Source organism: Erwinia sp. QL-Z3 (genome assembly GCF_004551645.1).
Taxonomy (GTDB): domain Bacteria; phylum Pseudomonadota; class Gammaproteobacteria; order Enterobacterales; family Enterobacteriaceae; genus Erwinia; species Erwinia billingiae.
In genome coordinates this window covers 181,940-205,923 of the sequence record NZ_CP037950.1, presented here as the reverse complement: position 1 = coordinate 205,923, position 23,984 = coordinate 181,940, and the positions used below count along the sequence as shown (strand labels likewise).

25 protein-coding genes and 1 other RNA gene are annotated in these 23,984 nt (G+C 52.3%); 15 read left to right on the top strand and 11 right to left on the bottom strand.

The genetic code is table 11. The features are described from left to right. The first annotated feature begins 17 nt into the window (after positions 1-17). Positions 18-437, top strand: coding sequence for a hypothetical protein (locus E2F51_RS01650; protein WP_041692100.1), 420 nt, complete (start codon positions 18-20; stop codon positions 435-437). A 71-nt stretch (positions 438-508) separates the two neighbouring features. Here E2F51_RS01650 and speG read toward each other — a convergent pair whose 3' ends face one another. The 5 genes from speG to smpB form a co-directional block, all read right to left on the bottom strand. After that, positions 509-1,066 (bottom strand): spermidine N1-acetyltransferase, encoded by a 558-nt coding sequence (gene speG / locus E2F51_RS01645; protein ID WP_041692388.1) that lies wholly within the window; start codon positions 1,064-1,066, stop codon positions 509-511. A gap of 142 nt (positions 1,067-1,208) precedes the next feature. Next, entirely contained in the window at positions 1,209-2,075 is an 867-nt protein-coding gene (locus E2F51_RS01640; protein WP_013203449.1) for a nucleoside-specific channel-forming protein Tsx, read from the bottom strand. A 530-nt stretch (positions 2,076-2,605) separates the two neighbouring features. Further along, positions 2,606-3,460: a PA4780 family RIO1-like protein kinase gene (locus E2F51_RS01635; RefSeq protein WP_013203448.1), complete on the bottom strand. Its 855-nt coding sequence runs from the start codon at positions 3,458-3,460 to the stop codon at positions 2,606-2,608. 125 nt (positions 3,461-3,585) lie between these two features. Continuing rightward, positions 3,586-3,949: a transfer-messenger RNA gene (ssrA, locus tag E2F51_RS01630) on the bottom strand. 52 nt (positions 3,950-4,001) lie between these two features. Next, positions 4,002-4,484 (bottom strand): SsrA-binding protein SmpB, encoded by a 483-nt coding sequence (gene smpB, locus E2F51_RS01625; RefSeq protein WP_013203447.1) that lies wholly within the window; start codon positions 4,482-4,484, stop codon positions 4,002-4,004. A gap of 158 nt (positions 4,485-4,642) precedes the next feature. Between smpB and E2F51_RS01620 the strand changes: the two genes are divergently transcribed. Continuing rightward, on the top strand, positions 4,643-5,077 hold the full coding sequence (locus tag E2F51_RS01620) for a type II toxin-antitoxin system RatA family toxin (RefSeq protein WP_013203446.1): 435 nt from the start codon (positions 4,643-4,645) through the stop codon (positions 5,075-5,077). Beyond that, the gene (locus E2F51_RS01615) at positions 5,070-5,357 is read left to right on the top strand and encodes an RnfH family protein (RefSeq protein ID WP_013203445.1); all 288 of its coding nucleotides are present in this window, start codon (positions 5,070-5,072) and stop codon (positions 5,355-5,357) included. Before E2F51_RS01620 ends, E2F51_RS01615 begins: the two co-directional genes overlap by 8 nt. Before the next feature lie 40 nt (positions 5,358-5,397). Here E2F51_RS01615 and bamE read toward each other — a convergent pair whose 3' ends face one another. The 3 genes from bamE to nadK all read right to left on the bottom strand — a co-directional run bounded on the left by bamE (position 5,398) and on the right by nadK (position 8,530). Further along, complete coding sequence (gene bamE / locus E2F51_RS01610) at positions 5,398-5,748, bottom strand: outer membrane protein assembly factor BamE (protein ID WP_013203444.1); 351 nt, start codon at positions 5,746-5,748, stop codon at positions 5,398-5,400. 153 nt (positions 5,749-5,901) lie between these two features. Next, a complete protein-coding gene (recN, locus tag E2F51_RS01605; protein WP_134822584.1) occupies positions 5,902-7,563 on the bottom strand; it encodes a DNA repair protein RecN in 1,662 nt (553 codons plus the stop codon). Between the two features lie 88 nt (positions 7,564-7,651). Further along, on the bottom strand, positions 7,652-8,530 hold the full coding sequence (nadK, locus tag E2F51_RS01600) for an NAD(+) kinase (protein WP_013203442.1): 879 nt from the start codon (positions 8,528-8,530) through the stop codon (positions 7,652-7,654). Positions 8,531-8,654: 124 nt separating this feature from the next. On the opposite strand from nadK, the gene grpE reads away from it, so the two are divergent. Then, on the top strand, positions 8,655-9,236 hold the full coding sequence (grpE, locus tag E2F51_RS01595) for a nucleotide exchange factor GrpE (RefSeq protein WP_013203441.1): 582 nt from the start codon (positions 8,655-8,657) through the stop codon (positions 9,234-9,236). A 49-nt stretch (positions 9,237-9,285) separates the two neighbouring features. On the opposite strand, the gene ung is transcribed toward grpE, so the two are convergent. Then, positions 9,286-9,966 (bottom strand): uracil-DNA glycosylase, encoded by a 681-nt coding sequence (ung, locus tag E2F51_RS01590; protein ID WP_013203440.1) that lies wholly within the window; start codon positions 9,964-9,966, stop codon positions 9,286-9,288. Between the two features lie 282 nt (positions 9,967-10,248). Here ung and grcA point away from each other — a divergent pair, with 282 nt between their 5' ends. After that, a complete protein-coding gene (gene grcA, locus E2F51_RS01585; protein ID WP_134822583.1) occupies positions 10,249-10,632 on the top strand; it encodes an autonomous glycyl radical cofactor GrcA in 384 nt (127 codons plus the stop codon). A 246-nt stretch (positions 10,633-10,878) separates the two neighbouring features. Here grcA and srmB read toward each other — a convergent pair whose 3' ends face one another. Beyond that, on the bottom strand, positions 10,879-12,210 hold the full coding sequence (gene srmB / locus E2F51_RS01580) for an ATP-dependent RNA helicase SrmB (RefSeq protein WP_013203438.1): 1,332 nt from the start codon (positions 12,208-12,210) through the stop codon (positions 10,879-10,881). A gap of 132 nt (positions 12,211-12,342) precedes the next feature. On the opposite strand from srmB, the gene E2F51_RS01575 reads away from it, so the two are divergent. After that, positions 12,343-13,080 (top strand): tRNA1(Val) (adenine(37)-N6)-methyltransferase, encoded by a 738-nt coding sequence (locus tag E2F51_RS01575; protein ID WP_134822582.1) that lies wholly within the window; start codon positions 12,343-12,345, stop codon positions 13,078-13,080. A 4-nt stretch (positions 13,081-13,084) separates the two neighbouring features. Here the strand turns inward: E2F51_RS01575 and nadB are convergent, their stop codons facing one another. Beyond that, positions 13,085-14,686: an L-aspartate oxidase gene (nadB, locus tag E2F51_RS01570; RefSeq protein WP_134822581.1), complete on the bottom strand. Its 1,602-nt coding sequence runs from the start codon at positions 14,684-14,686 to the stop codon at positions 13,085-13,087. A 473-nt stretch (positions 14,687-15,159) separates the two neighbouring features. Between nadB and rpoE the strand changes: the two genes are divergently transcribed. The 9 genes from rpoE to era all read left to right on the top strand — a co-directional run bounded on the left by rpoE (position 15,160) and on the right by era (position 23,980). Beyond that, entirely contained in the window at positions 15,160-15,735 is a 576-nt protein-coding gene (gene rpoE / locus E2F51_RS01565; protein ID WP_013203435.1) for an RNA polymerase sigma factor RpoE, read from the top strand. A gap of 30 nt (positions 15,736-15,765) precedes the next feature. Then, complete coding sequence (gene rseA, locus E2F51_RS01560; RefSeq protein WP_013203434.1) at positions 15,766-16,422, top strand: anti-sigma-E factor RseA; 657 nt, start codon at positions 15,766-15,768, stop codon at positions 16,420-16,422. Continuing rightward, on the top strand, positions 16,422-17,378 hold the full coding sequence (gene rseB, locus E2F51_RS01555) for a sigma-E factor regulatory protein RseB (protein WP_013203433.1): 957 nt from the start codon (positions 16,422-16,424) through the stop codon (positions 17,376-17,378). Before rseA ends, rseB begins: the two co-directional genes overlap by 1 nt. Beyond that, complete coding sequence (rseC, locus tag E2F51_RS01550; RefSeq protein ID WP_013203432.1) at positions 17,375-17,839, top strand: SoxR-reducing system protein RseC; 465 nt, start codon at positions 17,375-17,377, stop codon at positions 17,837-17,839. The genes rseB and rseC overlap by 4 nt, the downstream gene beginning before the upstream one ends. Positions 17,840-18,041: 202 nt before the next feature. After that, positions 18,042-19,187: an ABC transporter substrate-binding protein gene (locus E2F51_RS01545; RefSeq protein ID WP_245174165.1), complete on the top strand. Its 1,146-nt coding sequence runs from the start codon at positions 18,042-18,044 to the stop codon at positions 19,185-19,187. A 286-nt stretch (positions 19,188-19,473) separates the two neighbouring features. Beyond that, on the top strand, positions 19,474-21,273 hold the full coding sequence (gene lepA / locus E2F51_RS01540) for a translation elongation factor 4 (RefSeq protein WP_134822580.1): 1,800 nt from the start codon (positions 19,474-19,476) through the stop codon (positions 21,271-21,273). Positions 21,274-21,298: 25 nt separating this feature from the next. After that, positions 21,299-22,261 (top strand): signal peptidase I, encoded by a 963-nt coding sequence (gene lepB / locus E2F51_RS01535; RefSeq protein ID WP_105760854.1) that lies wholly within the window; start codon positions 21,299-21,301, stop codon positions 22,259-22,261. Between the two features lie 136 nt (positions 22,262-22,397). Further along, positions 22,398-23,078: a ribonuclease III gene (gene rnc, locus E2F51_RS01530; protein WP_013203428.1), complete on the top strand. Its 681-nt coding sequence runs from the start codon at positions 22,398-22,400 to the stop codon at positions 23,076-23,078. After that, complete coding sequence (era, locus tag E2F51_RS01525; RefSeq protein WP_013203427.1) at positions 23,075-23,980, top strand: GTPase Era; 906 nt, start codon at positions 23,075-23,077, stop codon at positions 23,978-23,980. Before rnc ends, era begins: the two co-directional genes overlap by 4 nt. The last annotated feature ends 4 nt before the right edge of the window (positions 23,981-23,984 follow it).

Genomic DNA, 23,984 nt, shown 5'->3' with positions numbered 1-23,984 from the left:
AATTGGCAGGAATGCATATGAGAAGGCTTTTGCTGGCGCTGGCTTCAGCGTGGTTATTGAGCGGATGTGCCACCATCGTTGGCGATCAGACCCAGGACGTTTCCATCCAGACCTGGCCTCAGGGCGTGAAATTTGTGGTGCAGGATGAAACGGGAAGGGCCGTTGCAGAAGGAATTACCCCTAAAACAGTCTCACTGCTGAAGTCTGACGGCTCGTACCTTGGCAAGAAAAAATATACGCTGCAACTGGAGCGCGCGGGTTATGTGCCGCAGACGATCCCACTGGAAGAGAGAGCCAACCTCTGGTACATCCTCGGCAACATTCCGCTGGGTGGCATTCCTGGCTGGCTGTTTGTCGATCCGTTTAATGGCGGCATGTACAACATCCATCCGGAAAAGGTGAATACCATTATGAATCCGGTGGGCGCACGCGGCTAGATGCGGACAACCAGAGGAAGATCGCTCTTCCCCTGATAGCGCGTTCTGACGGGTTCAAAACCGTCCCGACGCTATTGCGCCGTCGGGTTCAGCATCACGTGTGCGGGTTTATGTTTTGCCAGATACTGCTGTTGGAAAATGCACATGCGAATGGTGTTACGGTATTCGCCGTTAATAAAGAATTCGTGGATAAGTTCGCCTTCAATATCGAAGCCTAATTTGGTGTAGATGTGAATGGCTTTCTTATTTTCTTTATCGACGATCAGGTAAAGTTTATACAGGTTCAGCACGGAAAATCCGTAATCCATCGCCAGCTTGACGGCTTTACTGGCAAGGCCTTTCCCTTGATGGCTGGGGGCAATGATAATCTGAAATTCAGCACGTCGGTGAATATGGTTAATCTCAACCAGTTCAACCAGTCCCGCTTTATCCCCTTCAAATTCCACCACAAACCGACGTTCGCTCTGATCGTGAATATGCTTATCGTAGAGATCGGACAGTTCCACAAACGCTTCGTACGGCTCTTCAAACCAGTAACGCATAACGCTGGCGTTGTTATCAAGCTGGTGAACAAAACGCAGATCTTCACGTTCGAGAGGACGCAGTTTTAAGCCATCTTCGGCAGGCATGGGAGACATATAAGTTCCTTTTATCAGATGCAATATTGCTGAGGAATTATACGTCTGACGGGAGGAAATGGCACGGCGTAAGCGTAGAAACAATGACGCCAGCACGGTTTCCGGTGCTGGCGTTTAGAATGTGTTTAAGGCATCAGAAGTTGTAGCCAGCGACCAGGTAGTAACCCCAACCGGTGGATTTCACTTCAAACTGACCGTTACCGAAGTTCAGCTCCTGGCCATCAGCCCACTGTCCGCCGTTGTGGAAGTAACGCGCCACGAACGAGTAATGCCAGTGATCGTAACCCAGCGAGAGGATATGGCTGGAAGCGATAGAGTTGCTGGTACGGGACGGGCCGGTCTCATCACGCAGATCGGAGCCCCAGTCAAAGTTGGTGAAACCGATGTAGCTCAGATTTCCGCCCCACAGGCTGGTAATCGGCACGAAGTATTTCACCTTAAAGCGATAGCCATCCCAGCTGTTTTCGTTCGCTGCACCGTAGTTTTCCCACTGGTATTTGGCATACACGTTCAGTGAAAGGCCAACATCTGAGTGGGTATCGATATCGGTACCCAGACCCATAAACCAGGTGTTCTGGCGGTTATCGCTGTTACGGCCCATATCGTAGATATAGTTGTTCGCGAAGTACCACTCTTTGAACGGGCCGAAGCTCAGGTCCGTGTTGGTCAGCTTGTCGATAGAGAAACGAGGTTCGATTTCCATAAACAGCGGGGAGCCATGGTCAAAGATACCGTTAGCATTGGAGTTACCCACGCCGAAGAAGTTAGTCGCATCGATATAGCCGTAGAAATCGAACCAGTCTTTTTTAGCGAACGCTTCGTATTCCAGATACACGTCGTTATTGAACTGAGGTCCGAAACGGGTGTGGTAGCTTCCCACCACGTTGACGCTCTGATGCCACCAGTCGGAAACATACTCCGGCGAATCGGTAGCAGCAGTTGAAGAGGCACTATAAGAGAGCGCTGCGAGTGCGCCAGCCATCAGAATTTTATATTTCATTATATTACCACAGGCTTAATGACCCTTTTATGAAGCCACTGCGAAGGTCTTATTAAGTCGTCAACAGAAGAGGAAAGGGTGACTGTTTTCACAGCAAAAAACACCCGCGATGAATGCTGCGGCAGTGTGCCGTCATCCGCGCTTAAGGAAATAGATATCGCTCACACTTGTCAAACCTTGTTTCATTTCACTTTAGGTAAAGTGTGATGGGTGTCACAAATATGTTTGACCGGATGGTCTGAAAGAGGATTGAGGACAGGAAGGGGGTTTTTTGAGCCAGGTAATCGTTTGCATCGCTGTTTAAGGTAGAACAGGCAAAAAGCGGAGGTAGAATTAGCGATTCTGCCGTGGGAAGAGAAGGGGAATGGCAGCGGCTTATAATAAGGTAAGCTTATGGATAGTGGCGTTTTTAGCGTCGCGTCATCCCTGGCGAGATGAGCCCTTTTTGGTTTCATTAAGAAGATCGCGGGGAGTGATCTCCTTAATAACACCTGCAAAATAGCCGCAGAATTTTACCGGGGCAGAATCATCTACTCTTCGTCGCGTTCTTTATTTGCCCGCTGACGTTCGTAATAGTCATCTTCCGCCGTAATGATTTCATCCATCAGCGAGTCCATATCGACTTCATGAATCTCTTCAACGAACAGTCCTGTCAGCGGCGTTTCTGGGGTTAACTTGCCGTCTTCATACAGCAGCCAGATTTCTTTCGCATAACGGGTTTTAAGCAACTGCGGAGCAAACTGACCGTAGTACGCCGTGATGTTATTCACGTCACGCTCGAACATGGCTTCAGCATGGTTATTCGCTGCAGCATCGACAGCCTGAGGCAAGTCGATAATGACCGGGCCTTGCGCATCGAGCAGTACGTTAAATTCCGACAGGTCACCATGCACGATACCGGCACACAACATGCGTACGATATTACGGATCATGGTATGGAAATCAGTCACCGCGCTTTCTTCGGACATAGTCACATCGCTAAGACGTGGAGCCACCATGCCGTCTGCATCCGTCACCAGTTCCATCAGGAGCACGCCGTCGATACAAAGATAGGGCTGAGGGACACGTACGCCCGCTTCTGCCAACCGGAACAGCGCATCCACCTCTGCGGTTTGCCAGGACTCTTCCTGCTGCTTGCGGCCGAATTTAGAGCCTTTCTGCATCGCACGGGAGCTACGTGAGTTACGGACCTTGCGGCCTTCCTGATACTGCACGGCCTGCTTAAAGCTGCGCTGTGTCGCTTCCTTGTACACTTTGGCACAATTGATCTTGTCACCGCATAACACAGTGTAAACGTCGGCTTCCTTTCCGCTTTTAAGGCGTTGGAGCACATCGTCTATCAGGCCATCATCAACCAGAGGTTGGATTCGGTTTGGGATTTTCATGCGGCTTTATACCTTATTTCAGCCAGGTTACGAAAGATATCAGGCACAAAAAAACCCACAAGGTTTTCACCGTGTGGGTTCTCAGGACTTCATCGAGTGGGTCTGGTAACCATCGACCAAGAATTTGGTGGAGCTGGCGGGAGTTGAACCCGCGTCCAGAATTACTACACCGTCGGCACTACATGCTTAGTCCAGTCTTTACATTCGCCGGTTAGCTGCGAACGGACACGCCACTAACCAACTAGCCTGATTAGATTTAGTGTTTCAGCCCCAGGCAGGACATCCACACGAGTTCTTTTGTTTTTGACCTCTCTTGATCCCCGTCCTAAGAACGGAGGCTAGGGAGAGAGGGCTCTGAGCAGGTTATTAAGCTGCTAGTGCGTAGTTTTCGTCGTTTGCAACTATTTTTTTGCGGCTTTTAACGAGGCAAACCGCCCCTCGGCATGCTCCTAGGGCTTCGCAAATCCTGTCGAATCCAGAATCAGCCCCAAGTACTACTGTGAAGCAGTATAACAGAAAAACCTGTCGCTACGCCATAGGCTTAGCGATTTGCGTGTTTCATAATACGTGCTTTGTCGGTCTTCCATTCGCGATCTTTGATGTCACCGCGTTTGTCGTGCTCTTTCTTACCTTTGGCTACGCCAATCTTCAGCTTGGCCCAGGCATTTTTCCAGTACAGCGATAATGCGACAATGGTGTAACCATCGCGGTTGGCTTTATCGAACAGGATTGCCAGCTCGCGCTCCTTAAGCAGAAGCTTGCGGGTGCGGGTAGGGTCGCAGACCACATGCGAGGATGCGCCAATCAACGCCTGGAAGGTTGCGCCGAACAGAAAGGCTTCGCCATCACGCAGCATAATGTAGCTTTCGCTGATGTTGGCCTTTCCTGCGCGGAGTGATTTGACTTCCCATCCCTGGAGCGACAGTCCCGCTTCGAATTCATCTTCAATGAAGTATTCATGGCGGGCCCGTTTGTTCATGGCAATGGTAGCGGAACCGGGTTTATGTGCTTTTTTCTTAGTCATAGTGCCACTTAGTTTACATGAAGCAGTGATTGATGGCATCCCCTGTAACAAACCAGACGGGGAAAAGCGCTATTTTAGCAGAACGCTGGCGGCTGAGAATTTTTGTTTGCCTGCCGGCGATGGTATTATTGAAAAGTTGAAGATTAACAGGAAACGTTATGTCTCAGATTAGTCGTTCCGCGTTGGTGCCCTACAGCGCAGAGCAGATGTTCCGGTTGGTAAACGATGTGGATGCCTATCCGGAATTTCTTCCAGGGTGTACCGGTAGCCGTATTCTCGATGCCAGCGAACAGCAGATGACCGCGTCAGTGGATGTCTCTAAGGCTGGGATCAGTAAAACGTTTGTCACGCGAAATACGCTGACGGATAACCAGAGCATTGCTATGCAGCTGGTTGATGGCCCGTTCCGCAAATTGAACGGTGGCTGGAAGTTCACCGCGCTCAGTGATGATGCCTGTAAGGTTGAGTTGAGTCTGGACTTTGAGTTCACCAATATGCTGGTTGAACTGGCCTTTGGACGCATCTTCAAAGAGCTGGCAAGCAGCATGGTGCAGGCGTTTACTAAACGCGCGAAAGAGGTCTACAGTGCCTGATATCGCGGTTGAAGTGGTCTATGCGTTGCCAGAAAAACAGTATCTGTACACGGTTAACGTGGAAGAGGGCGCGACTGTCGAAGACGCTATCAAAGCTTCCGGCATTCTTGAACTCAGAAGTGATATCAATCTCGCCAGTAACAAAGTGGGTGTTTTTAGTCGTCCGGTAAAACTGGGGGATGAGGTACACAGTGGCGATCGCATTGAAATCTATCGCCCGTTACTGGCCGACCCGAAAGAACTACGCCGTCAGCGCGCCGAACGCGCGGCAAAAAAATAAGGCGCCTTAGCGCCTTACGATTTCATCAACAAGCCTGCTGTTAACCGCTTTTCTTGCCGCTCAGGGTTGGCTTGTTATCAATGTTGGTCAGGGTACCGCTACCATCAAAGGTCAGCGTCAGCGTCTGCTGAGTCACAGGCTCATGGCCTGGCTCCTGGCGGAACACGTAATACCAGACGTTGCTACCAAACGGGTCGCGCATCATCGGCGTGCCCAGGGTGTAAGCCACCTGCTGTTGCGTCATGCCGGTATGAATTTTGGAAACGTCATTCGCAACCAGGTAATTGCCCTGGTTGATGTCCGGGCGGTAAACCACTCGCTCCAGAGTGGAACATCCAGCAGTCATCATCAGAAGAACCACCGCCGCAGCAGTCAGCGTTTTACAGCGCATAAGTATCTCTATTCCTTTTCGGGCCAACAATCTGGCTGCATCGAACGTTCGCTACGATTACAGCGTAAGAAGACGATGATAATAAACCTTTCCGCAGTTTGAAACCTCTACGGAGCAAGGATATGACCACAACAGGCCAAAAAAGTGCGGCAATCAGGCTGCTAAAAGCTCCTTTGCGTTCGCCAGCGTGTTGCGAGTGACCTCGCTACCGCCCAGCAGACGGGCCAGTTCCTGCAGACGGGCACGTTTATCCAACGGGATCATATGGGTTTCAGTCATTTCGCCATCGGTCTCTTTACTGACGTAGAAATGATGATTTCCACAGCCCGCTACCTGCGGAAGGTGGGTCACACACATAACCTGCGTGGATTCCCCTAACTGACGCAGCATCTTACCGACCACGGCTGCGGTAGGACCGCTGATACCCACATCCACCTCATCGAAAATCAACGCTGGCGTATCCATCTTACGGGCTGTAATCACCTGAATGGCGAGGGCAATACGCGACAGCTCACCGCCAGAGGCCACTTTCGATAATGGTTGAAGCGGCTGACCAGGGTTAGTGGTCACGCGGAAATCGATACGGTCTGCACCCTCAGCGGTCAAATGGTCAGCGTTAAACAGCACCTCAATCCCCAGCTTACCGTGCGGCATGGAGAGCGCATGCATGCTCTCACCAATCAGGCGGCTCAATTCTTCTGCGAAATGCACACGGCGCTGATGCAACTGCTCAGCACAGGTCATTGCCGCACGATGATGGCGGGAAACGGTCAGCGTCAGATCTTCCTGATCGCTCTCCTGCTGATCGAGCAGACCTTGTTCTTCCAGCAGCTGCTGGTGGAAGACCGGCAGTTCTTCAGGGGAGATGTGGTGTTTGCGCGCCAGAGCGATCTGTTTAGATATCCGCTGTTCAAGCTCATGCAGACGGTTTGGATCGAGATCCAGACGTTCGCAGTAGTGACGGAGTTCATCGCTGGCTTCACTGATTTGAATGGATGCTTCATCCAGCAGCTTATAGACCCCGCTGAGCTTGTCATCCATCGTCAGCAGCTCGCTAAGCAATTGCTGAGCGGTATACAGCTGATTCTGCAACGTGGCATCTTCGCCATCAGCCAGCAGCATCAGAGCTTGTTGACTGGTGGAGAGCAACTGCCCGCTGTTGGCCAGACGCTTGTACTCTTCATCAATCGCTTCATATTCACCGGTCACGGGTGCGAACTCGTTCAGCTCTTTCAGCTGATATTGCAGAAGCTCACGACGAGCCTCGCGCTCCTGAGAGAGTTGCTGATGCTGTGCCAGCACGCGGCAGCTCTGGTGCCATGCACGATAGCTGGTCGCCATTTCCTGCATCAGGCCGGTTTCACCGGCGTAACCATCAAGCAGCGTTTTCTGATGTTCGGGTTTCAGCAGAAGCTGGTGAGCATGTTGACCGTGGATCTGGATCAGCAACTGACCGAGGTCGCGTAGCTGAGAAAGGGGAACCGCAGTGCCGTTGATAAAGCCGCGTGAACGGCCGTCACTGCTGATCACCCGGCGCAACAGGCACTCGTTACCTTCATCAAGCTGGTTTTCAATCAGCCACGTTAAGGCAGAAGGAGTATCTTTCAGAGAGAAGCGCGCACAAATATCGGCGCGGGAAGCGCCAAGGCGAACCATATCCGCTTCCGCCCGACCGCCCAGGCACAAGCCGAGCGCATCAATAGCAATGGACTTCCCTGCGCCGGTCTCGCCGGTGATGGCCGTCATGCCACGCTGAAAATCGATTTCAAGTTCACGAACAATCGCAAAATTACTGATGGTCAGTTGTGCCAGCATAGTGGGTATTCCTGTACGTAAACACAGATATGGTTTTTCATACAGTATATACTGGTTTTATAACCAGTAAAGTAGCTGGCGTTGGTTTTTAAAACAATTTTTTCGACCAGGCGAGCTTAGAGCTCAGCGTATTGAAATAATTATAGTTTTGTGGATGGATGAGATTGAGGTGATCGTTATTGCGGCGGATCAACACGTCTTCACCTTCCTGAATTGGCAGGGCAATCTGGCTGTCACAGCTGACTTCCAGGTCGCCGCGCATATGGGAAAAGCGCAGGCGAATGGTGCTGCTGCTGTTAATCACTAGTGGCCTTGCGGAGAGCGTATGCGGGAACATCGGCACAATCGCGATGGCATCCAGAGACGGCGTTAAAATGGGGCCGCCTGCGGAAAGTGAATACGCCGTTGAACCGGTCGGCGTGGAGATAATCAAGCCATCGGAGCGCTGAGAGAAGGCGAACGACTCATCAATGTAGACTTCGAACTCAATCATATGGGCGACTTTGCCCGGATGCAGCACCACTTCATTAATGGCCGTGCCGATGCGCGGCTCACGTCCCTGGCGGCACACCTGCGCTTCAAGCAGGAAGCGGCTTTCTGTAATGTACTTACCTTCCAGCACGTCGGCTAACTGCTGCTGGGCATTATCCGGATCGAGGTCGGTCAGAAAGCCAAGATTGCCACGATTGATCCCAATCACTTTGATATCGTAACGGGCCAGTACGCGCGCCGCGCCCAGCATATTGCCATCACCGCCGACCACTACGGCAAGGTCGGCTCGCTGACCAATTTCCGCCAACGTGCCGGTTTCAACGTCCGTCAGATTCAGCTCACGGGCGATCTGCTGCTCGATAATCACCTCGTAGCCTTTGGTTGTCAGCCAGCGATAGAGCATCTCGTGTGTCGTCAACGCGGTAGGATGGCGCGGATGGCCCACAATACCGATACAGTTGAAATGTTTGTTCATGATGCTGGCGTTCCTCATGAGGTAAACTACCTCAGACAATGTGACGGGTTCCCTTGAAACCGCAATTCTGATCCCCATAATAAGCGAACCAGCGAGATGAATGTGCATAAACGCGGAGAAATTCATGAGTAGTAAAGAACAGAACACCCCAAACGAGCAAGTCTCAGACGATATCGAGATGGAGCAGGCGCAGAATCAGGGCGCAGACACAGCCGAAGCGGTCGATCCGCGTGATGAGCGTATTGCCGAGCTGGAAGTCCAGCTGGCACAGTCTCAGGGTGGCGTACGTGAAGCTCAAATCCGTGCCCAGGCTGAGATTGAGAACATCCGTCGCCGTACCGAACTGGACGTCGAAAAAGCGCACAAATTTGCGCTGGAAAAATTTGCCAACGAACTGCTGCCAGTGATCGATAGCCTGGAGCGCGCGCTGGAAGTGGCTGACAAAAGCAATCCTGAACTGAACTCAATGGTCGAAGGGATTGAGCTGACGCTGAAATCTTTGTTGGGCGCAGTCCGTAAATTCGGTGTGGAAGTGATTGGTGACATTAACGTGCCGTTCAACCCTGAATTGCACCAGGCGATGTCGATGATGGAATCTGAGGATGTGGCGCCAAACCACGTTCTGATGGTGATGCAACGTGGTTACACGCTGAATGGCCGTCTGCTTCGTCCGGCGATGGTTGCCGTAGCGAAAGCCAAAGCGTAATCGCGCTGACCCAGTAAAAAAGCACCCTCGGGTGCTTTTTTTTATGCTGTTATTCCGGCAAAACCGGCTGCCAGTCGATCGGTTTTTCGCCGTGCTGCTCCAGCCATTCGTTGGTGCTTGAAAAATGACCGCTACCAAAAAAGCCACGATGGGCTGAGAGTGGGGAAGGGTGAGGTGCCAGCAACACATGGTGCCGCTGACGATCGATAATGCTGCCTTTCTTTTGCGCATGTGCGCCCCACAGCAGGAATACCACCCCTTCGCGATGTTCGTTAATCGCAGCGATCACTCTGTCGGTAAAGGTTTCCCAGCCAAATTTCGCGTGTGAATGGGCATTGCCGCCTTCAACAGTTAAAACGGTGTTGAGCAACATCACGCCCTGACGTGCCCAGCTCTCGAGGAAGCCGTGCTGCGGACGGATGAAACCGGGAATGTCTGTAACCAGCTCTTTGTACATATTCACCAGTGATGGCGGCACAGCCACGCCAGGCAGCACTGAGAAGGCCAGACCATGTGCCTGATTGGGGCCGTGATAAGGGTCCTGACCGAGGATCACCACTTTGATATCCCCTAATTCCGTCATTCTTAGCGCGTTGAACACATCTTTCTGAGGCGGATAGACGATTTTGCCCGACGCACGTTCATGAGCCACTTTGGCCAGCGTTTCAATGAAATAGGGCTTCTCTTTTTCCTCTGCCAGCACGTCGTGCCAGGTCAGTGTGTTGGCCATTATCGCCTCCTTAACATTTAAGCCGTGTAGCTTAACGTGGAACCGCGATCGGTAAAACTTAAAATATTGTTGATATTTTACAAAAAAATATGAAGCGGGAGTTTGACGAAAATTGAGCTAAATCATTAAGTTGTTCAGGGATGCATTTTCATCCGCGGCAGAATATTGATTTTGGTCAAAGAGGCACCACCTTCGGGCTGATATACAGATCGGATATGAGTCAATCCTGCTCCATTATCCTTGCTGATAGTTATCAGCCCTGAACTGCCTGGAGGCACAATCATGATTACCGGAATTCAAATTACTAAAGCATCCAACGCCGGTCTGCTGAACTCATTCTGGCTGCTGGACGACGAAAAAGCTGAAGCACGCTGCGTGTGTGCCAAAGAAGGTTACAACCAGGATCAGGTTGTGCCGGTCAGTGAGTTAGGCCAAATCGAATACCGTGAAATTCCGTTGGAAGTGAAGCCGGAAGTGCGTGTGGAAGGCGGTCAGCATCTGAATGTTAACGTGCTGCGCCGCGAGACGCTGCAGGATGCTGTCGATCATCCCGAAAAGTATCCTCAACTGACAATCCGTGTTTCTGGCTATGCTGTGCGTTTCAATTCATTGACGCCAGAACAGCAGCGCGATGTGATCGCCCGTACCTTCACAGAAAGTCTGTAATAATCGGGGAAAATTACCCCTGTTATCGCCATGAAAATAGGACGCGTGTTGAAAAGTGCAGCAGCGCTATTTTCATTGTAATCTGATGAAAGTTAATGAAAATAGGGGGTTGTTATTTCAGGGTTAAATTGGACTGAGGCAACAATGCCCATTTTCAGATTGAAAAGTTGTTGGAACCGTTATTTTTCTGCATCACAGACATAAAAAAACCGCCTGCTAAGGGCGGTTTTTTGTTATGCGGTGCAATTATTCAGCACTGTCCGGTTTGGCCACTGCGGTAGGCTTACGACGCTTACCAATGTTCTTGGTATCGCGATGGCGCTCTTTCGCACGCGGCTGCGCTTCTTTCGCTTCCGTCTGTTTAAGCTCTTTGCGCTTGGCCAGCACTTTCTTCGACGGCTTGCCGTTCAGCTTCTCACTCGGCGGACGAGTGGTTGGACGCAGTTCGTCAATGGTGCGGGATTTCAGCGGCTCCTTGATGTAGCGAGTCACTTTACCCAACAACACGTTGTCGTGTGCTTCAACCAGCGAAATCGCGATGCCTTTCTTACCCGCGCGGCCAGTACGACCAATACGGTGCAGGTAGGTGTCGGAGGTGCGTGGCATATCGAAGTTGAACACGTGGCTGACATCTTCAATGTCGATACCGCGCGCGGCAACATCGGTTGCGACCAGCACGTTTACACGGCCATCCACCACACGTTTAATCGCTTCGTTACGCTTGAACTGCTCCAGTTCGCCTTCCAGATAGCTGGTGTTAATGCCCGCTTCACGCAGCCAGCCACACAGCTCGTGCACACGCTCACGTTTACGCACAAATACCACGGAGCGGGTGACTTCAGGCTGTTTCAGCATGTGGATCAACAGCGCGGTTTTATGCTTAACGTCATCTGCGCGGTAGTACCACTGCAGAATTTTTTTACGTTCGCGGCGGGCCGGATCGGCTTCAATTTCTTCCGGCTCGTTCAGCAGACGTTCAGAGAAGTCTTTAATTGCATCGCCTTCCAGCGTGGCCGAGAACAGTAATGTCTGTTTGCGCCAGCGGGTTTCAGCCGCGATGGTTTCGATATCCTGGGCAAAGCCCATGTCCAGCATGCGGTCCGCTTCATCGAGGATCAGCGATTCTACCGCGCGGCAGTCAAAGTTCTCTTCTTTGATGTACTGCAACAGACGGCCGGTGGTGGCGACCACGACGTCCTGGTTTTCGCTGAACACTTCCGCGTGGTTCATGTACGCAACGCCACCGGTTATCGTCGCGATATCCAGATGGGTGTATTTAGCAAGCTCACGGGCCTGATCGGCAACCTGCATCGCCAGTTCGCGCGTCGGCGTTAAAATCAGAACGCGCGGCGGTCCGGATTTTTTACGGGGGAAGTCGAGCAAATGCTGAAGCACGGGCAGCAGATAAGCCGCCGTTTTGCCTGTACCGGTTGGTGCCGAACCCAGAACGTCACGACCCTCCAGTGCAGGCGGGATCGCAGCGGCCTGGATAGCCGTAGGGCGTGTATAGCCCTTCTCCTGCAATGCTTTCAGCAGGCTTTCATCTAGTTCGAGTTCGGAAAAAGTGGTTACAGTCATGGTCTACCTCAGTTTGGGGCGCTGATTATAGACAGATTGAACACGATCTTCATCTGTTTGTGTGGTCTGAATGACTTTTCCTTACGAGGATATTGTCCTATGCTAGCGCCGTTTCCATTTCAGGTCAGTCAAATGTCTCAACAGAAAGCGGTCCTTCGGTCCAACGGATTTACCTTCAAACAGTTTTTTGTCGCCCACGATCGCTGTGCGATGAAGGTTGGAACCGATGGCGTGTTGCTGGGTGCCTGGGCGCCAGTCGCAGGTGCGCAACGCGTGCTGGATATCGGCACCGGCAGCGGGTTGATTGCACTGATGCTGGCTCAGCGAACCGGGCAGGACGTTGAGGTTGATGCCGTTGAGCTGGACGAGCAGGCCGTTGGTCAGGCGCGGGAAAATGCCGCCGAGTCCCCCTGGGCAGACAGAATTCACGTCTGGCAGGACGACATTGTTCACTGGTCAAAAAACGCTGAGCAGCGTTACTCGCTGATCGTCAGCAATCCGCCGTATTTTGTGCCCGGAACAGACTGTGCCAGCCCTGAGCGCGCATCTGCTCGTTATACCACGGATTTAACGCACGATGTGTTGCTGAGCTGCGCGGAAGAATTAATTACCGAGGAAGGCTATTTCTGTGTGGTGCTGCCAGCCTCAGCGGGAGAAAAACTGGTTGAGCTGGCTCAACAGCGCGGCTGGCATCTGCATTGCCGTACGGATATATCGGATACCGAAATGCGCCCGCCGAATCGCGTGCTGTTGGCACTGTCACCCAAACCCGGCGAACCGTTTGTTGATCGTATGACGATTCGCGGGCCAGACCACAATTATTCCGAAGCGCATTGCAGCCTGACGCGCGATTTCTATCTGTTCCGCTAACTCACTACGGCGAGAGAAGGGTAGGCTTCGCCTCATCCAGCAGCTCGGGATAATCGAGCGTGAAATGCAATCCACGGCTCTCCTTTCGCTCCATCGCACAGCGGACAATCAGCTCCGCAACCTGCACCAGGTTACGCAGCTCCAGCAGGTTATTTGAGATGCGGAAGTTAGCGTAGTACTCGTCAATTTCCTGTTGCAGCATATTGATGCGGCGAAGCGCGCGCTCAAGACGTTTCGTGGTGCGCACGATCCCCACGTAGTCCCACATCAACAGGCGAAGCTCGTGCCAGTTATGCTGGATCACTACGCGTTCATCAGAATCATCGACCCGGCTTTCATCCCACTGCGGCAAGCTTTCCGGCATGCTGACGTCCTGCAGATGCTGATTGATGTGCTCCGCTGCCGACCAGCCGTAAACCAGACACTCCAGTAGCGAATTCGATGCCAGACGGTTCGCGCCATGCAGACCGGTATAGCTGACTTCGCCAATGGCATACAGCCCGGTGATATCCGTCAAACCCTGGCGATCGACGACCACGCCGCCGCAGGTGTAATGGGCGGCAGGAACAATGGGGATCGGCTCTTTGGTTAGGTCAAAGCCCAGCGTTTGCAGTTTCTCATCGATCATCGGGAAATGCGCACGGATGAATTCAGCCGGTTTATGGCTGATATCCAGATACATGCAATCTGCCCCCAGCCGCTTCATTTCGTGGTCGATTGCGCGGGCGACAATGTCGCGCGGGGCCAGCCCAGCGCGTGGATCGAAGTCGGGCATAAAGCGACTGCCATCGGGACGCTTGAGGATCGCGCCTTCGCCACGCAGCGCTTCCGTTAAAAGGAAATTACGGGCGTCGGGATGGAACAGGCAGGTGGGATGAAACTGGTTGAATTCAAGATTGGCGACCCGACAACCCGCACGCCAGGCCATCGCGATGCCATCCCCTGAAGCCACATCCGGATTGGTGGTGTATTGATACACCTTGGCGGCGCCGCCCGTGGCCAGCACCACAGAACGTGCCCGGCAGGTTTCCACCTTTTCGCGCTTACGGTTCCAGATGTAGGCGCCGACCACGCGGCGTTCGCCCGGCAGACCAATTTTGTCAGAGACAATCAAATCCACCGCATTGCTGCGTTCAATAATATGAATGTTGGGATGGCTCAATGCCTGGCTGACCAGTGTGGTTTCGACCGCACGACCGGTCGCATCCGCACTGTGCAGAATTCTACGATGGCTGTGGCCACCTTCGCGGGTCAAATGGTAACGACCTTCCAAAGCGTCCGGGTTTTCTTTATCAAACAGCATGCCGTTATCAATCAGCCACTGAACACAGTGGCGCGCATTGCTGGCGATGAACGAGACCGCGTCCCTGTCGCACAGGCCGCCACCGGCAATCAAGGTGTCTTCAACATGAGATTCAATGCTGTCCGTCTCATCGAAAACGGCGGCTATTCCGCCCTGAGCATAAAAGGTTGAGCCTTCGCTAACCGGGCCTTTACTCAATACGGTGACCTGATGCTTTTCCGCCAGGCGCAACGCTAAGGTCAGGCCCGCGGCACCGCTACCAATGATCAACACGTCACAGCTGTATTCAGGAGAAGAAGTCATAGTGTTTAATTTACTAAACAGGTTGTTTGCTGAGCATAGCACTCAACTTCGGGACGAAAAAAGGCTTTTTCTTTGTCAACAGGCAGAGTGTGAGCTGGTCGAGACTTTCGCAAATGTAAGAATTAAGTCAATTTGCGTCAATTAAGCGAGGATAAGGTTTAATATTGAGAACAGCCTTGGATTACCGTGATTTTAAGGTGAAAAAGCGGGCTCCATGGGGTACTCTGCGGCGTTGACGGGGCACTTTTTGCTAACATGCGAAAGTGCAAAGGGGGGCAGTGGCTGCTTAATCAGTCAGAAATCATAAAAATGATCGCTGATTTATCCTTTTCCGGCAGAACATCACAAATATAATGGCGCAACGGAACTTTACTCATGATGATCACTCAAAGCGGATGCTTGCTCGAAAAATATGAGTTATTGCGGGTAGTTCAAGAACGCGTGGAACAAGATTTGGGGAGACATTACCTCGGATGAGCGAGCAGTTAACGGATCAGGTTCTCGTTGAGCGAGTACAGAAAGGAGATCAGAAGTCATTTAACTTACTGGTGGTTCGCTACCAGCACAAAGTGGCGAGTCTGGTTTCCCGTTACGTCCCCTCCGGAGATGTGCCTGACGTAGTGCAGGAATCCTTTATAAAAGCCTATCGTGCGCTGGAATCTTTCCGTGGCGACAGTGCGTTTTATACCTGGCTCTACAGAATCGCCGTCAATACGGCCAAAAATTACCTGGTTGCTCAGGGGCGTCGTCCACCGGCGAGTGATGTGGATGCAATAGACGCCGAAAACTTCGAAAGTGCAGGAGCACTGAAAGAAATTTCGAACCCTGAGAACTTAATGTTGTCTGAAGAATTGAAGCAGATAGTTTTTCGCACCATTGAGACGCTGCCTGAAGATCTCCGTATGGCGATCACCCTCAGGGAGTTGGATGGTTTGAGCTACGAAGAGATAGCCGCCATTATGGATTGTCCGGTCGGTACGGTACGTTCCCGTATTTTCCGTGCGCGAGAAGCTATTGATAATAAAATTCAACCGCTTATCCAACGCTAGTCATAGCGTACACAGGAAGGGTACTGAGGCATGCAGAAAGAACAACTTTCCGCTTTGATGGATGGTGAGGCTTTAGATAATGAAGTTTTATCCGCATTGTCTAAAGACGCTACGCTGCAGAAAAATTGGGAAAGCTATCACCTGATCCGCGACACTATGCGTGGCGATGTGGGTCAGGTTATGCATTTCGATATTGCCGCACGCGTTGCCGCCGCCATTGAACTTGAGCCGGTCAACAAAACCACGACGCTGATCCCTGAAGCGCAACCCAAACCAGAGCGCTATGAAAATATGCCGTTCTGGCACAAGGTGCGTCCATGGGCTGCCCAAATCACTCAGATTGGAGTTGCTGCGTGTGTGTCATTGGCCGTGATTGTTGGTGTTCAGCATTACAACCAGCCGCAGGATGGCCAGCCACAATCCGATTCGCCGGTGTTTAACACGCTGCCGATGATGGGGCAGGCGTCACCTGTTAGCCTTGGTGTACCTTCTTCTGAAAGTGCGACCAACAACACCAATGCCAGCCAGCAGGTGCAGGACTCGCGTCGTCGCGTGAATGCCATGCTGCAGGATTATGAATTGCAGCGTCGTTTGCATTCCGACCAGCTCCAGTTTGAGCAGGCACCCGATCAGCAAGCCGCTGTTCAGGTTCCCGGTAATCAGTCGTTAGGAATTCAGCAGCAGTAATGAAGCAACTTTGGTGTGCCGTCAGCCTAATGGCTGGCAGCCTGATGTACTCCAGTGTCGCCCCGGCGGAATCAACCACCTCCGGGGCGCTCTTGCAACAGATGGAGCAGGCCAGCCAGTCTCTCAGTTATGAATTCGCCTATATCAACGTTTCTCGGTTAGGGATTGAATCCTTACGCTATCGTCATGCAATGCTGGGCAACAAAGTCTACGCTCAGCTGCTGCAGATGGATGGCCCGCGCCGTGAGATTATTCAGCGTGGGAGCGAAATAAGCTATTTCGAACCTGGCCTGGAGCCCTTTACCCTGCCTGGCGACCATATTGTCGATTCACTTCCGTCCCTCGTGTATGCCGATTTCCGCAAGCTAGCCGACAACTATGATTTTGTTGCGGTTGGGCGTACCCGTATCGCCGATCAACTGTGCGAAGTGATCCGCATTGTGGCGCGTGATGGAACCCGTTACAGCTATATAGTCTGGCTGGACAGCGAAACCAAACTGCCTTTGCGGGTTGATTTGCTGGACCGCGATGGCGAAACGCTGGAGCAATACCGCGTGATTAGCTTTGCGGTAGACGATGGCGTGAAGAACGTGATGAAGGTGCTGGAAAAATCCACGCTTCCTCCCGCGTTGTCCGTGCCACCCAGCGAGAAAGTGGCATTAAAGTGGAAAGCCGACTGGTTACCTACCGGCATGAAAGAAGTGACACAGAGTCGCCGACAGATCCCCTCAATGAATAAACCGGTTGAGTCGCGTCTATACTCAGATGGCTTGTTCAGCTTCTCCATCAACGTCAGCGCAGCGGATAAAAACAGTTCTCCGCAGCTAATGCGCACTGGGCGTCGTACGGTGCAGACTGAAGTGCGTAATAATGCGGAAATAACTGTCGTTGGCGAACTGCCACCGTCAACCGCCAAGCGTATTGCAGATGCGGTCAATTTAGGATCAACACCATGATGAGAGAATGGGCCACTGTGGTCTCCTGGAACAACGGCATTGCTACGCTGCATTCAGAAATCAAAACCTCCTGCAGCAGCTGTTCTGCGCGGAAGGGGTGCGGCAGCCATATGCTGGATAAGCTTGGGCCGAAAAATGCGCACGTAATGAAAGTCGCCAGCGCCGAGCCGTTAGCTGCCGGTCAGCGGATTGAGCTGGGGATTGCCGAAAAAAGCCTGCTCAGTTCAGCGCTGCTGGTCTATATGACGCCGTTGGTCGGACTGTTTATCGTCGCTGGCCTGTTTCAGGCATTGTTTCACACCGATATTGCCGCAGTATCTGGCGCGTTGCTCGGTGGGGTTGGTGGCTTCATCCTGGCGAAAGGCATCTCCACGTATTTGGGGAAATCGGCCTCATTCCAGCCTGTTATCTTAAGCGTTGCTCTACCACCTGATGCACTGCGCGTAGAGACAGATCGCTAAGCTTGCCAACCTGCCGTGCTAACGGCGGGTTTCTCCTTTCTGCTTCTCATCTTGCCGATAAAGTGACGCCGATCTCACTTTTCTTACGCTCCCTCTGAAACATTACGAAATCCCCGGACACATGTTGTTTTCAATTTGCTAACGTCGTAGCATGCTGACTCTTTGATGATAATGATTATCATTACTTTTTCTGGGGTAAGTCATGCAACATCGTTTGGCCAGGTTCTGTGTCTTTGTTGGTTGTCTGTTATTTTCGGTCTCTTCACTGGCAGCGTCTTTTGTGGTGGAAGATGTCAGTGGTCGAAAAGTCGAAATAAAATCGCCGGTTAAAAGGATTATCCTCGGGGAAGGGCGGCAGATTTTTTTGCTGGCTGCTTTTGATACCGAAGCACCTTTCCAGCGTGTTGTCGGCTGGCGTGACGATCTGCCGAAGGCGGATTTCGACAGCTATCAGAATTACGAAAAGAAATACCCTCAGATCAAAAATCTGCCCACCTTTGGCGGGGCGAAAGACGGCACCTTCAACATTGAACAGGCGCTGACGCTGAAGCCCGATCTGGTGTTGATGAACCTCGAATCTAAAGCGGCAACCGATGAAGGCCAGCTGATTGATAAGCTGAGCAAACTGGGCATCCCGGTAGTCTTTATCGATTTCCGTGAGAAGCCGTTTGAAAATGCGGAGAAGAGCATTCACATCATGGGACAGCTGGTCGGCAATCCGAAAAGAGCAGATGAAATCATCGCTTTCCGCCGTCAGCAGGTCGAGATCGTCACCGAACGTCTGAAAAACTATCAGGGTAAACGTCCTTCAGTGATGTTGGATCGCGCCGGTGGCTACACGGAAGAGTGCTGCATGTCCTTTGGCGATGAAAACTTTGGCCGGATGGTGGAGGTTGCCGGCGGCCGGAATATCGCCAAAGGGCTGATCCCAGGCACCTTTGGAATGCTCAACCCTGAGCAAATCATCAGCTCAAACCCGGATGTGGTGATTGTGACGGGCGCTAACTGGAAAAACTACAACACCGCCAACGGTTGGGTGGGTGTGGGGCCAGGCGCCGACCAAAAGGAAGCGATTAAGCGTCTGCAAGCGCTGATGGAACGTCCTGCCTTCAGAACCTTACCGGTCGCCAGCAATGGCAACGTTCATGCTATCTGGCATCAGTTCTATGACAGCCCTTATAACTTTGTGGCGATTCAGGCGATGGCCAAATGGCTGCACCCGGATTTGTTCAAAGATATCGATCCCGATGCCACCTTCCGTGAATTCCATCAACGCTTCCTGCCGCTGGCGTATCAGCCAGGTTATTGGGTGACCTTACCGGCAAAGAATCCACCGGCAACGCCATAACCGCTTTTCATTATCTGAATAAAGGCCGCCATGCGGCCTTAATTGATCGTGACAGTCCAAAGCGCCTATTTTGGTTACGCCATTGCGCTTTACAGAGAGATTTTGTTTATAAAATGACACCTCCGGTTGCGAATTTGATGTCCGGCTATGTATGTGAATTCTTTCGTGCAAGGGGCTAACAGTGTAAGATGCGTGCTCATTGATGGCGGGTACATTGCATGAAGTGTTAATAGCTATGTCCACCGCGAGAATTAAACCGAACGTTTAAGCGAAAATATTCATATAAATGAAGCATATAAGAAACTTTTCTGTCATCGCTCATATCGACCACGGCAAATCAACGCTCTCCGACCGTTTGATTCAAATTTGCGGTGGCCTGACCGAACGTGAAATGGCCGCACAGGTTCTGGATTCCATGGATCTGGAACGTGAACGCGGTATTACCATTAAGGCGCAAAGCGTAACCCTCGCGTACCATGCGCCGGACGGTGAAACTTACCAGCTCAATTTTATCGACACCCCAGGCCACGTAGACTTCTCTTATGAAGTCTCCCGCTCGCTGGCGGCCTGTGAAGGTGCATTGCTTGTGGTAGATGCGGGTCAGGGCGTTGAAGCCCAGACGCTGGCAAACTGCTACACCGCAATGGAAATGGATCTGGAAGTAGTACCGGTGCTGAACAAGATCGATCTGCCCGCGGCAGATCCGGATCGCGTTGCCCAGGAAATTGAAGACATCGTCGGCATTGATGCCACCGATGCGGTGCGCTGCTCGGCAAAAACCGGCGTTGGCGTACCGGACGTGCTCGAGCGTTTAGTGCGTGACATCCCACCACCAGAAGGCGATCCGGATGGCCCACTGCAGGCGCTGATTATCGACTCATGGTTTGATAACTACCTTGGCGTTGTGTCGTTGATCCGTGTGAAAAACGGCACGCTGCGCAAAGGCGAAAAAGTCAAAGTCATGAGCACCGGCCAGACCTACAACGCTGACCGTCTGGGTATCTTCACGCCGAAGCGCGTGGTTCGTGATGCCCTGAACTGCGGTGAAGTTGGCTGGTTGGTATGTGCCATCAAAGACATTCTTGGCGCACCTGTCGGCGATACGCTGACGCTGGCGCGTAACCCGGCAGACAAAGCACTGCCAGGCTTTAAAAAAGTGAAGCCGCAGGTTTATGCCGGTCTGTTCCCAATCAGCTCTGACGATTATGAAGCCTTCCGTGATGCGCTGGGCAAACTGAGCCTGAACGATGCTTCGCTGTTCTATGAGCCAGAAAGCTCTACGGCGCTGGGCTTCGGCTTCCGCTGTGGCTTCCTGGGTCTGCTGCACATGGAGATCATTCAGGAACGTCTTGAGCGTGAATATGACCTTGAGCTGATCACCACCGCGCCAACCGTGGTTTATGAAGTGATCACCACCTCAGGCGAAACCGTCTATGTTGACAGCCCGGGTAAACTGCCGCCGCTGAACAACATCGAAGAGCTGCGTGAGCCGATTGCCGAGTGTCATATGCTGTTGCCACAGGAATTCCTCGGCAACGTTATCACCCTCTGTATCGAGAAGCGCGGCATGCAGACCAACATGGTGTATCACGGAAACCAGGTTGCCCTGACGTATGAAATTCCGATGGCTGAAGTGGTTCTCGACTTCTTCGACCGTCTGAAGTCGACCTCGCGTGGTTACGCCTCGCTGGATTACAACTTCAAGCGCTTCCAGACGTCTGACATGGTTCGTGTCGATGTACTGATTAACTCTGAGCGTGTTGATGCGCTGGCGCTGATCACTCACCGTGATAACGCCCCTTACCGTGGTCGCGATCTGGTTGAGAAGATGCGTGAGCTGATCCCTCGCCAGCAGTTTGATATTGCGATTCAGGCAGCGATTGGTACCCATATCATTGCCCGTTCTACCGTTAAGCAGCTGCGTAAAAACGTCCTGGCGAAATGCTACGGCGGTGACGTCAGCCGTAAGAAAAAGCTGTTGCAGAAGCAGAAAGACGGTAAGAAACGTATGAAGCAGGTTGGTAACGTTGAGCTGCCACAGGAAGCGTTCCTTGCCATACTCCATGTTGGTAAAGAAAGTAAATAAGCCCTAAGGCTACGAGGGAACTGGAATGGCTAATATGTTCGCCCTGATTTTGGCGATTGCGACCTTGATCACCGGGATAATCTGGTGCATTGATAAATTCAAGTGGGCACCAGCCCGCAAGGCCAGGTTGGCCGAAGCTACCGCAGCTGCAGGTAGCACAGGGGAGCAGGATAAAGCCACTAAACAGCCAGGTTGGGTAGAAACGGCAGCGTCCGTCTTCCCGGTGCTGTTGCTGGTGTTTGTGGTGCGTTCGTTTATTTACGAGCCTTTCCAGATCCCGTCCGGTTCCATGATGCCAACGCTGTTGATCGGCGATTTCATCCTGGTTGAGAAGTTCGCTTATGGAATTAAAGATCCGATCACCCAGACCACGCTGATCCCAACCGGGCATCCTAAGCGCGGCGATATCGCGGTCTTTAAATATCCGAAAGATCCGAGCATGGATTACATCAAGCGTGTAGTAGGCTTACCGGGTGACCACGTGGTTTATGACCCGCAGAGCAAAACCGTCACCATCAATCCCGCTTGTGCCCAGCAGAGCTGTGATAAAGCGGTGCCGGTGACCTATTCCGATGTACAGCCAAGTGATTTTATCCAGACTTTCAGCGGCTTTGACGGTAACGAAGTGGGCAACGGCTTCTACGAGAAACCGCAGGGCGAATCAATGCAAGGTGGCCTTCGTCTGGCGACCCGCAATGAAACGCTGGGTGACGTAACGCACCGTATTCTGCTGGTCACTCAGGCACAAAGTCAGGCCAGCTCGTACTATCAGCAGCCTGGTCAGCCTCAGTCAAGCTGGGTCGTGCCGCAGGGCATGTACTTTATGATGGGCGACAACCGTGATAACAGCGCAGACAGCCGTTATTGGGGCTTCGTACCGGAGAAGAATCTGGTAGGCAAAGCGACAGCCATCTGGATGAGCTTTGACAAGCAGGAAGGGCAATGGCCAACCGGCGTTCGCCTGAGCCGCATTGGCGGTATTCACTGAGTTTGTCGGTAGACATGTTCAGTTAAACGGGTGGTTGCCCTGCGGGGCAGCCACTGCACACGAAACAGTTTCGTGTTGGCCTGGCCAGCCCTGTTCCGTGTGCAGAATTATTGACGCATTCAGATATTGGTAACACATGAACCCAATTGTAATAACCAGGCTCCAGCGGAAGTTGGGCTACACTTTTACTCATCAGGAACTGTTGCAGCAGGCGCTTACTCACCGCAGTGCCAGCAGCAAACATAACGAAAGACTGGAATTTCTGGGCGACTCGATCCTCAGCTACGTGATTGCCAATGCGCTTTATCAACGTTTTCCCCGTGTGGATGAAGGTGATATGAGCCGCATGCGCGCCACGCTGGTGCGCGGTAACACGCTGGCAGAAATGGCCCGTGAGTTTGACCTGGGCGAATGCCTGCGTCTTGGGCCTGGCGAGCTGAAAAGCGGCGGATACCGTCGTGAATCAATCCTTGCCGATACCGTCGAAGCGCTGATTGGTGGCGTCTTCCTGGACAGCGATATTCAGAACGTTGAAAAGCTGATCCTCGAATGGTATGCCAGCCGACTGGAGCAAATCAGCCCAGGCGATAAACAGAAAGATCCAAAAACGCGTCTGCAGGAATATCTGCAGGGTCGTCATCTGCCGCTGCCCTCCTATCTGGTGGTGCAGGTGCGTGGCGAAGCGCATGACCAGGAATTTACTATTCACTGCCAGGTGAGCGGCATGGCAGAACCGGTTGTAGGAACCGGCTCCAGCCGTCGCAAAGCCGAGCAGGCAGCCGCTGAACAGGCGCTGATTAAGCTAGGACTTGAATGAACGAAGAAACTACCCATTGCGGCTTTATTGCTATCGTAGGCCGTCCAAACGTCGGGAAATCCACCTTACTGAACCAGTTACTGGGGCAGAAGATCTCGATCACCTCGCGCAAGCCACAGACCACGCGCCACCGTATTATGGGCATCCATACTGAAGGGCCTTACCAGGCCATCTATGTGGATACCCCCGGCCTGCATATGGAAGAGAAGCGGGCGATCAACCGTCTGATGAACCGTGCAGCCAGCAGCTCCATCGGCGATGTTGAGCTGGTGATTTTTGTGGTTGAAGGCACCCGCTGGACAGCGGATGACGAGATGGTGGTCAACAAGCTGAGAGACAACCGCGTACCGGTTCTTCTGGCGATCAACAAAGTTGATAACATCACTGACAAGAGCATTCTGCTGCCCCATATGCAGTTCCTCAGCCAGCAGATGGACTTTATGGACGTGGTGCCAATCTCTGCCGAAAGCGGCAAGAATGTTGATACCATCGCCAGTATCGTGCGTAAGCGTCTGCCGGAAGCGGTTCACCACTTCCCGGAAGATTACGTTACCGACCGCTCGCAGCGCTTTATGGCATCAGAAATCATCCGTGAAAAACTGATGCGTTTCCTCGGTGCTGAGCTGCCGTATTCGGTGACCGTTGAGATTGAGCAGTTTGTGACTAACGCCCGTGGCGGTTATGACATTAATGGCCTGATTCTGGTTGAGCGTGAAGGCCAGAAGAAGATGGTTATAGGTAACAAAGGCACCAAGATCAAAACCATTGGTATCGAAGCGCGTAAAGACATGGAAGAGATGTTCGAGCAAAAAGTGCATCTTGAACTGTGGGTGAAAGTGAAGTCTGGCTGGGCGGATGACGAGCGTGCTCTTCGTAGCCTGGGCTACACCGACGACCTTTGATCCC